This window comes from Mesorhizobium sp. M1312 (assembly GCF_040318115.1).
Lineage (GTDB): Bacteria > Pseudomonadota > Alphaproteobacteria > Rhizobiales > Rhizobiaceae > Mesorhizobium.
The window spans coordinates 92,580-99,890 of sequence record NZ_JAMYLQ010000031.1 but is presented as its reverse complement, the minus strand read 5'-3'; the positions used below and the strand labels follow the sequence as shown (position 1 = coordinate 99,890).

6 protein-coding genes and 1 pseudogene are annotated in these 7,311 nt (G+C 59.1%); all 7 read right to left on the bottom strand.

The window, feature by feature from the left end; all coding sequences use genetic code 11:
• Positions 1–259: 259 nt before the first annotated feature.
• On the bottom strand, positions 260–2,503 hold the full coding sequence (locus tag NKH36_RS28075) for a xanthine dehydrogenase family protein molybdopterin-binding subunit (RefSeq protein WP_352964600.1): 2,244 nt from the start codon (positions 2,501–2,503) through the stop codon (positions 260–262).
• 3 nt (positions 2,504–2,506) lie between these two features.
• Positions 2,507–2,965 carry a (2Fe-2S)-binding protein gene (locus NKH36_RS28070; RefSeq protein WP_352964598.1) on the bottom strand — a complete coding sequence of 153 codons (459 nt, stop codon included), beginning with the start codon at positions 2,963–2,965 and terminating at the stop codon, positions 2,507–2,509.
• Between the two features lie 238 nt (positions 2,966–3,203).
• Positions 3,204–3,530: pseudogene (locus NKH36_RS28065) on the bottom strand (DUF4917 family protein); the annotation flags it as partial.
• Positions 3,531–4,177: 647 nt separating this feature from the next.
• Positions 4,178–5,545: a mannose-1-phosphate guanylyltransferase/mannose-6-phosphate isomerase gene (locus NKH36_RS28060; protein WP_502912130.1), complete on the bottom strand. Its 1,368-nt coding sequence runs from the start codon at positions 5,543–5,545 to the stop codon at positions 4,178–4,180.
• Entirely contained in the window at positions 5,449–5,745 is a 297-nt protein-coding gene (locus NKH36_RS34935; RefSeq protein ID WP_502912128.1) for a sugar phosphate nucleotidyltransferase, read from the bottom strand. Before NKH36_RS34935 ends, NKH36_RS28060 begins: the two co-directional genes overlap by 97 nt.
• Positions 5,648–5,851 carry a hypothetical protein gene (locus NKH36_RS28055; RefSeq protein WP_502912127.1) on the bottom strand — a complete coding sequence of 68 codons (204 nt, stop codon included), beginning with the start codon at positions 5,849–5,851 and terminating at the stop codon, positions 5,648–5,650. The genes NKH36_RS34935 and NKH36_RS28055 overlap by 98 nt, the downstream gene beginning before the upstream one ends.
• Before the next feature lie 111 nt (positions 5,852–5,962).
• Positions 5,963–6,952, bottom strand: coding sequence for a nodulation protein NodZ (locus NKH36_RS28050; RefSeq protein ID WP_352571703.1), 990 nt, complete (start codon positions 6,950–6,952; stop codon positions 5,963–5,965).
• Positions 6,953–7,311 lie beyond the last annotated feature (359 nt).

The following is a 7,311-nucleotide window of genomic DNA, read 5'->3' as shown; positions in this document are numbered from 1 at the left end:
GGGTTAAAGGCCACTCTCCAATCAGCTTCGCTGTTGCATTGATTTTTCGGCGCGTGGACATGCCCCTTTATATAGGTCACCGATTTTCGACAGCGATGAGCCGATCGCAAAGCCAACAGAGTTCTAATCCGCCAGCGGTCTGAACCACGATGCCCTAAAGGCGCAACCACGATTGTTAGCGGGGCCGCTTGCAATTTCGGCTAACAGGAAGCGGCAGAGTTGATCTCAAAGTGCGTTGCCGCCTGGCTTTTTGGGGCCGTCAGAGGACCGGCCGCTTCTCGCGCCCAGAAAGCGATGAACCTTGCGAGCACTTCGCAAAAATGATCGGCAGCTTGCGGATCGTCTTGCTCGTCGCCGCCCGTAGCGCGTTGGCGACGGCCGGGCCGATCGGCGGCACACCCGGCTCGCCAACGCCCGTGGGCGGCTCGTCGGACGGCACAATGTGCACCTCGACGCGCGGCATCTGCTCGATCCTGAGCGGCGTATAGGTGTCGTAGTTCTCTTGGTCTACGACACCGCCCGTCAGGGTCAGCTCCTCCTGGAGGATCGCGCCTAGCCCGAAGCCGATACCGCCCTCCATCTGAGCGCGGATCTGGTCAGGATTTATCGCGGTGCCGCAATCTACCGCGCAGACGACGCGGTCGACTTTGAAATCATTTCCATCGTTGAAGGTGATCTCCACCACCTCGGCGACATAGGTCGAGAGGCTTTCATGCAGGGCGACGCCGCGGAAACGGCCTTCCGGCAGAGGCTTGTCCCAGCCTGCCTTCTCAGCAGCCAATTTCAGCACGCCGGCATGCCGTGGATGGTGACCGAGCATCGACAAGCGGAAGTCGACCGGATCACGGTTCGCAGCGGCGGCGAGCTCATCGATCAGGGTTTCCATTGCGTAAGCGGTGTGGGTGGAGCCTACCGAACGCCACCACAGCACTGGGATGTTCACGTCCGTGGTGGTCAGCTCGATCTTCAGGTTCGGGATCGCATAGGGCAGGTTGGTGGCGCCCTCCACGGAGGTCGGATCGATGCCGTTCTCGATCATCGCCGCAAAGGGCGAACCGCCCGCGATCGATTGGCCCACGATGTGGTCATGAAGAGCGACGACATTGCCTTCCTTGTCGAGCCCCGCCTTGACTGCGTGCACATAGGCCGGCCGGTACCGCCCACCCCGCATGTCGTTCTCGCGGGTCCACTGCACCTTCACTGGCTTGCCGGGTCCCAGTGCACGCGCCGTGGAAACAGCTTCGATAATGAGATCTGCGTCCGAGACCGCTCGGCGGCCGAAGCTGCCGCCGGTCTTCATCACGTGCAGCCTCACCTTGTCCGGCGTGGTGCCGCCTACTTGAGCGGCAGCCGCCTGATAAAGGTCGGGCATCTGGTGTCCGCCCCAGACGTCGATGGTGCCGTCTTCGTTGATTCGGGCGGCCGCGTTGAGTGGCTCGATCGAAGCATGGACAAGATAGGGGAATTCGTAGTGCCCTTGGATGACTTTCTCAGCACTGGCCAACGCTGCGGGAGTGTTACCGTCGTCGCGCGCGGTGGCCGCGCCCGGATCGTCTGCTGCCTTAGTGTATTCGGCCATGATCTCGGCCGTGCCGCGCCTTTCGGCCTTCTCTTCGTTCCAGGTCACCTCCACGAGATCGCGGCCCTTGAGCGCCGTCCACATGTCCCTGCCGACCACGGCAATGCCGCGCGGCGTCTGGACGACATCGACAATGCCGTCGAGTGCCTTGGCCTTGGAGGCGTCGAAGCTCTCGATCTCAGCGCCGAACTTCGGCGGATGGATCATAACGGCCGTATTGAGTCCATCCATCTTGAGGTCGATCGTGTAGGTCTGCGCGCCATTGGTCTTGCCGGCGGAATCGTAGCGCTTGAGGCTGTCCGATCCGATCTGGGCCCACTTGTCGCGCGGCTTTAGCGGCACGTCGTCGGGAACCGGCATTCCCGCTGCGGCTTCAGCCAGATCACCGAAGCGCGCCTGCATCCCTGAGGCGTGCGACACGACCCCGGAAGCGACTGTGATCTCGCCGGCTGGCACGTCCCACCGCTGCGCCGCGGCCGCCACCAGCATGGCCCGTGCGGCAGCACCCGCCTTGCGGTAGCGCTCCCACGACGAGCTCATCGACGTGGAGCCACCGGTTCCCTGCGCGGCCCCGCCCCAGGCGAGATTGCCGTAGAGCGCGGTATTGCCATATCCGCCGACCACGTGGACCTGCGCCCAGTCGCCGTCGAGCTCTTCCATAACCAGGGTGGCGATGCCGAAATAGGAGCCTTGTCCCATCTCGAACTGCGAGGAGTGGATGACGATTCGGTTCTCCGGTGTGATCTCGACATAGGTCTGGAAGGGGTTCGCCTGGACCGTTGCAGGCGTCGTTTGTGCGTTGGCGGGCGCGGCCATCATTAGCCGGTAGCCCACGGCGAGGCCCGCGGTGGTGACGGCCGTGCCGAGGAGGAACTGGCGGCGCGTGGGCCGCACGGAATTATGCTTCGGGAGAAACTGCAACATGCCTCAAGTCTCCAGCCGGTTGGCGGTCTCGTGGATGGCCGCGCGGATGCGATGATAGGTGGCGCAGCGGCAGAGATTGCCGCTCATCGCCGAATCAATATCATCGTCCGTCGGCTTCGGCGTCTCTGTCAGGAGGGCCACGGCCGACATGATCTGGCCAGACTGGCAATAGCCGCATTGAGGTACGTCGAACTCGGCCCACACGGCCTGGACCGTTTCGCCGATCTTGCCCGACACGCCCTCAATGGTGGTGATCGAGGCTCCTTCGATGTCGCCGACTGCGGTCTGGCACGAGCGCGTCGGCATGCCGTTAACGTGAACCGTGCAAGCGCCGCACTGGGCAAGGCCGCAACCGAATTTCGTTCCTGTGAGTCCGATGCCGTCACGGATCGCCCAGAGCAGCGGCATCTCTGGATCGACGTCGAGTGTTCGCGCCTCGCCATTGATGGTAAAAGCGACCATGGCTTGCTCTCCTTGTCCTGAGCTGGCTATCTCGTTGCGCCTCCGCCCGGCTGGGAACCGGACTCTTCTTGCTGAGGCATAGCGACCACAGACTAGGATCGCGCAGCTCGAGCAACAAGCCGCTAGCTGGCAAATCGCGAGATCGTGAAGTGGGTCGTGTCGAAAGGCTGGAGGCAACTGAATGTCATTTTTGGGCCGACCGGCCGGTCAGTTTCCGGCTCGATGACCTGATTGGCAGTCATTGCGCTTCGAAGCCTAAACCCCAGACATGAACTGTAGCAGCATCATACAAGATGACATCAAGCGGCGATTTTTCGTTGCGCTGCACCGCTAGCTCGTTCGCGCGGTTCATGATCCGCTGGTTATCCGCGGATGCTGGTTCACCATAGATGCCAACATAGAGCTTGCGAAACTTGCCACGCGCTATGCGGTTAAGGATGTGGTCGTCATTCGCAGCGAGCGAATGGCCGAAAATGAAGAAGCAATGGCTGGCGGTCTTCACATTCGCGGTGAACTGCTTGAAGCCTTGGTACAGGTAGGCATTGTGACGGATCTTCGCCTTCTTCTGGGCGCTGGTGGGCTGATGAAGGGCGGCTTAGGGTCATGATTTCCGGTTCATCGCGCTGCAATGACCGATGAGTCACAGACGCTGCATTTCGCGCTAGACCGCAGCTGCGGTATTCTCGATCATACGCTCAGCCGTCCTATTCGCACCTCGTTGCCGCCGTTCGCCGCGCCTATCGATCGGAGGCCTTCCAGCCTCGCGATAGCCGCGCTATGTGGCTGCACACAACCTGACGACGAACAGGAGCAAGATTGGACATAGAAGCCAGCACAAGATCGCCCTCCCCCTGTCCTTGCTCGTTTTCATGCGAAAACAATCAAACTGAGTGCTGCGGGGATAGCGAGGTCGATTTGGCCCACTTCAGAGCGAAGTCGGCCATAAGCCATTGATATAATTTTGGTGGGCCCTGAGGGTGCTTGGAAAGTCAGAAATATCAAAGGCTATTCGACAGTGGGACTGTGTTGCGTTACTATGCTCTCGGGTCTTTTCCGGTTGATTTGTCCCACCCTAATGCCGATTGCGGTCATTCGCCGCTGCCTTGGTCAATTCCCGATTCCACAAGCATCCGGTCCTGAGTGGGCAGACGGCCTTCCTAGTGGTAATTAGTCAGCGACACGTTGACCGTTCTCGTCATGCGCGGGTGAAATCTACGTTCGACCATATACGTCGTCGAAGCGAACGATATCATCCTCGCCGAGATAATCGCCGCTCTGCACTTCAATGATCACCAGGTCAATTCTGCCTGGGTTCTCCAGCCGATGCTTATGGCCGCAGGGGATGTAGGCTGATTCGTTTGTCGCCAGGAACAACTCCTGCTCGCCATTGACGATTTTCGCGGAGCCGCTGACCACGACCCAGTGCTCCGAACGATGATAGTGCATCTGCAGGCTCAGCCGCCGACCGGGCTTCACCTCGATGCGTTTGATCTTGAAGCGCTCGCCTTCCTCAAGAACCGTGTAGGTACCCCACGGCCGGTGTACCGTGCTATGGACCAGGTGAGCTTCATGTCCTGAAGCCTTGAGGCCCTCGAACAGCTTCTTGACGTCCTGAACGCGGTCGCGGGATGCGACAAGCAAAGCGTCCGGGGAATCGACGATCACCAGATCGCTGACACCGACCGTCCCGATGACGCGCTTGTCGGAGCTCACATAGCTGCCGGTCGTGTCGACCATATGCACATCGCCGCGTATCCTGTTCCCGCTTTCGTCGGGGGCGATCAAATCGGCCATTGCGTTCCAGGATCCGATGTCGTTCCAATCCATGTCGCAGGCAACCACGGCAAGTTTGTTCGTCTTCTCCATGACAGCGTGGTCGAGCGAGATTCGCGGGGCGGAGCCGAAATGCTCAGGCGCGAGTTCGATTTTGGCAAAGCCTTCGCCTTGACTGAAGCGGCCGTTCTCGTAGCTGTCGGAGACGGCCTGGATCACCGCGGGGCAATGCGATGCCATCTCGTCGAGCATGGTTTGTGCGCTAAAGCAGAAAATGCCGGCGTTCCAGAAGAAGCGCTTGGACGCGACATAGGCTTTGGCTGTGTCCAGATCCGGTTTTTCAACGAAACGGACGACTTTCTCACCATCCGCTTCGATATAGCCGAATGCCGTGTCCGGTCTGGTTGGGGTGATGCCCAATGTGGCGATCCGCCCGAGCTTCGCATATTCGATGGCCCGGCCCATGACGTCTAAAAATGCAGGCAGGTTTCCAACCATGTGATCGGCCGGGAAGACGCATAGAATTGCGTCAGTGCCTTGAGTTGCCCGGGCATGGATGGCGGCTGCCGCCACGGCGGCGGCCGTATCGCGGCCTTCAGGCTCGAGCAGAAAGGTGCGTGGCAGGACCACGGAATCCAGTTCGTCAAAGTCGTCCTTCGTAACGAAGAGGTGTTCCCCGGATATCATACCGACGAGTTCCACTACGCCCTCTATCGAAGCGGCGCGCAGCCAGTGTGCTGAATGAGAGAATGTCCATCTGCTACTTTGAGGAAAGGTTTGGGGTGCGATTGCCTCGAAGCGGGCCATAGCCGCGATCCGGCTCCACCGCTGATGATGACGGGAACCACTTTCATTAAACAACCTCGATTTCGTCTCTGGACGTCATTGCCCGCGTCCTTAGCGTCAGCGTCACGACCGCCATCGCTCTGGGATGGTCTTGCGGCGCTCCGAGTAACAGCGAAGTTCTGGCGCGTTGCCGGACGGCCGCAGATGAATGATCTCGTCATTCTGTATTCGTGCCCTAAGGCCGTCGGTTTCATCGACGTCGGCAACAGTCCCGAATGGAGCCAAGAACTGCTGCAGTGTGTCCGGATCCTCGAGCCTGCGGATCAAGCTGAGCAGCTGCGGGACATTTAGCGTATGCCATGGCCCGCCTCTCGTGAATTGCGGTCGATGTCTCTATGCCTGTTCGTTGCATCTGCCGAATTGCCCAGGTAGCGGGTCCTAATCAAGATGAGAGATTCTTTGGCTGCCTTCTATCAAAATCAAACGACTTGGGTCCTTCAGATCGAACTCAATTACCCGCGGTACGAAAAGGCGTGCATATCGTGTAAAGGCGCTCGTCGGAGGAAACCGAATTACGGTATCGCAGCGCCCGAGAAGATACATCTCAACGAGGGCGGAAATTCCGCCGTCAATCCCGAGTGCTGCAGTGTGCAAGGGGCCATCTTGATCGGATCGGAAACGCTTGGGGACGGTGAGAAGATCGGGAAACCTGGCCGACAGGTGATCCAGGATTTGCGCACTGTCCGTGCACAAGAACAGCCGCACAGGCTTGGGGTGCGGTAACGCTTTAGCCTTATCAACCGCAGTGCACACTTGTCGAACGGCGAACTCCGGATCGGCCCAGTAGGGCGCATGGTCCATGATGTCTTCACCGTTACCATGTCGAACATGAACCCCGATGATGCTGTGCCCCTCAAAACATTCTTGGTAAATGGCATCTATGCGTGTTTGAATTTCAGACCGAGGCTTGACACTCTGGAAGACCTGCCGCTCGGCATCCTCATCGCAGCGCCACATCAAACAAGCGTCACACACTACTGTGTTCGCTTCGACATCGTGTTCGGCCTGAAAGAGCTCGCCCAACTCGTCGCGCTCTTGGAAAATCTGCTCATCTGGGCGGTAAAGGCAGTCGATCGCTGGCCTATTCCACCACTCCGGGAAGAATGGACCCGGGAAGGAAAAGTCGTTGATCCGGTCGTCGCAAATAGCCGGTACGCCAGCGATGTCATTGATCGGTTGGAAGAACACCGGAAAGGCATTTGTGAAGGGTTGGTCGAGATAGCAGGACCCGCGCCAGTCGACGGCTAGCGTTCGTCCCGACCGCTGAGCGTAGCGCCAAGCGGCCGCCAGCGACCACAGACAATCACCGAACCCCGTACGCCTCTGAGAGACGACGAACCTGCGCTTTACCAATCCACTGACCTGCATTTTCGGAAATCTCGTTTCAGAGACGAGGTTGCATCTGGCTTGGGATCTCTTAATCGATACTAATCGACCGTTACGCCGGGCGATTTGGTAGAGGCTGCGCGTGGGGCAGAAGAGCTCCCTCAGCACTGTCCTTATCTCTGTGACGCTCGCAAATCTTGACGCCGGGTACACTCGCTTCCGGTTTAAATTCAGCGTTCTCTAATGCGCCCGGCGACATGTGTAAAATTGATTGCGTGGATGTGGCCCATCCATGTGATGAATACTAAGGCGTTCTTGACGATGAGCCTCTGCTGACGTGGGGCCGCGCTTTGCTAAGCGAAACAGCCGGTCGAGGCTAAGTCCTTTTTTCAAGTCCAATT